The organism is Kitasatospora sp. NPDC091257, from assembly GCF_044757675.1.
GTDB lineage: Bacteria > Actinomycetota > Actinomycetes > Streptomycetales > Streptomycetaceae > Kitasatospora > Kitasatospora lactacystinica.
Genome location: NZ_JBIVVI010001290.1, coordinates 1 through 2443 on the forward strand (window position 1 = coordinate 1; position 2443 = coordinate 2443).

Genomic DNA, 2443 nt, shown 5'->3' on the forward strand with positions numbered 1-2443 from the left:
CGGACCTCGGCCTCGATGGAGGGGGCTCGCACCCGCAGCCGGTCGGCGTACTCCTGGGCGAGGGCCTTCTCCTGGCGCTGCTTGACGAACCGCCATCGGCTGAGCCGGCGCAGGCTGACCAGCGAGGTGTTGTCGCGGATCGTGCGCTGCAGGAACAGGGCCTGGGCCTTGCGCTCCTCGGGGGCCAGGCCGATGCCGGCGGCGATGGCGGCGCGCGGGTCCTTCAGGCGCAGGACCTCGCCGTTGAGGGCCACCGTGCCGGAGTGGATCGGGGCGTCGCCGGCCAGGGCGAGGGCGAGTTCGGAGCGTCCGGCGCCGATCAGGCCGGCCAGCGCCACGACCTCGCCGGCCCGGACGGTCAGGCTGACTCCGTGCACGTCGTCGGTGGTGAGGTCGCGGACGTCCAGCACGACGCGGTCGGTGGCGACCTGCTGGCGGACGAACAGCGAGGACAGGTCGCGGCCGACCATGAGCCGGACGAGTTCGCTCTCGTCGGTGGCGGCGGCCTCCACCACCCCGGCGACCCGGCCGTCGCGCAGCACGGCGATGCGGTCGGCGAGCCGGAAGATCTCCTTCATCCGGTGGGAGACGTAGACGACGGCGATGCCCTCGTCGCGCAGCCGCCCGATCAGGGCGAACAGGGCCTCGACCTCGTGCTCGGAGAGCGAGGAGGTGGGCTCGTCGAAGGCGATCGCCCGCGGCGGGACGGCGCCGGTCAGGGCCCGCATGATCTCGACCAACTGGCGCTGCGCGGCGGTGAGTTCGGACCCCAGCAGGTCGGGGTCGAGGACCTTGTCGAAGCCGAGGCGGGCCAGGTCCGCGGTGATGCGGCGGCGCAGCTCGGCGCGGTCCAGGCGGCGGCCGGCCCGGCGGGGCAGCGAGCCGGCGTAGACGTTCTCGGCGACCGGGACGTGCGGGATGATCTCGGGTTCCTGCGGGATGATCCGGATCCCGGCGCGGCGGGCGTCCTGGGGGGACTGCAGGTCCACGGTCTCGCCGTCCAGCAGCACGCGCCCCTCGGTGGGGCGGTGGTCGCCGGTCAGGATGCGCAGCAGGGTGGACTTCCCGGCGCCGTTCTCGCCCATCAGGGCGGTGACCCGGCCGGGCGGGAAGGTGAGGGTGACGTCCTCCAGGGCCCGGACGGAGCCGAAGCGCTTGGACACGCCCTCGGCGCTCAGGCCGGGGGCGCCGCTCGCCGGCGGGACGGGTGACGGTGCGGGTGTGGTCATCGGGGCCTCGTTGGCAGTGCGGTGCGTACGGTCTGGGGGAGCCGTGCACACGGTCGGCGGTGCCGGTGGTCGCGGTACGGTCTCCGGGAGCGCGCCGGTGCGGCGGGCGGATTCGGCAGGTCGGTGCCCGCCCGCCCCACCGGCGGCTCGGCGAGGCGTCAGCTGCAGGACACGCCCGCGGACTGCCAGGTGGCGGCGTCGACCATCGTGGTCGGGGCGAAGGCCTCCTGGGGGAAGTCCTTGCCGTTCTTGAGCTTGTCGTACATGGTCTGCACGGACAGGGCGCCGACGTCCTTGCCGTTGATGAACAGGGCGGCCTTCATCCCGGAGGGCTTGCCGGAGGCCCAGTTCTTGCACGCGAGGTAGGCGCCCAGGCCGACGCCGTCGATGTCGTCGGGGTTGATCCCGGCGTTCTGCAGGGCGGTGACGGCGCCCTGGACGTTCTCGTCGTTGCAGCCCCAGGCCACCCAGTGCTTGACCCCGGGGTTGGCGGTGATGGTGGCGGCGACCTTGTCCTGCGCGCCGGTCGGGGTGTTGTCGGTCGCGACGTCGATCAGCTGCACGCCCGGCACGGCCTGGTCGAAGGCGTCCTTGGCGGCCTTCACGCGGTCGCCGCAGACGGTGACGTCCTGCTTCCAGGCGGAGATGATCCGGGTGTCGGCCGGGTTCCAGCCGGCCTTCTTGAACTCCTCGGCGGCGCGCTGGCCGACCTGCTGGCCCATCTGCCGGCCGGAGAAGCCGATCCGGGGCACCAGGTCGGTCGCCGCGCACTGGGCCGGGGCCGGTCCGCTCGCGCAGACCTGGTCGTCGGAGGTCAGCAGTGCGGCCTTCGCGTCCCGGGCCGTCTGGACCACCTGCGGGCCGACCGCCGGGTCGGGCACCACGATGATCAGGCCGTTGCTCTTCTGCGCGATCGCGGCCTGCACCTCGCCGACCGTCTTGTTCGCGTCGTTGCCCAGGTTCACCACCTTCAGCTCGGCGCCGAGCTCGGCGGCCTTGGCCTTGGCGCCCGCGGCCTCGTCCACGAAGTACTGCTGGTCGCCCTGCTTCTGCAGGTAGGTGATCGTCACCTTGCCGGACACCGGGGCGACGGGCGCGTCCGCGCTGTTCGAGGACGTCTGCCCGGTGGAGCAGGCGGTCAGGCCGACGGAGGTGATCAGGCTCAGCGCGGCGATCGAGGCCAGGCGGCCACGGAGGGGGAGGTGCATGGAGGG

General features: G+C 73.2%; 2 protein-coding genes. Both read right to left on the bottom strand.

The features are described 5' to 3' along the window. On the bottom strand, positions 1-1229 hold a 1229-nt coding region (locus ACIQOV_RS37435; RefSeq protein ID WP_401055249.1), incomplete at its 3' end, for a sugar ABC transporter ATP-binding protein. Between the two features lie 158 nt (positions 1230-1387). Further along, entirely contained in the window at positions 1388-2437 is a 1050-nt protein-coding gene (locus ACIQOV_RS37440; RefSeq protein WP_401055250.1) for a substrate-binding domain-containing protein, read from the bottom strand. Positions 2438-2443: the final 6 nt, after the last annotated feature.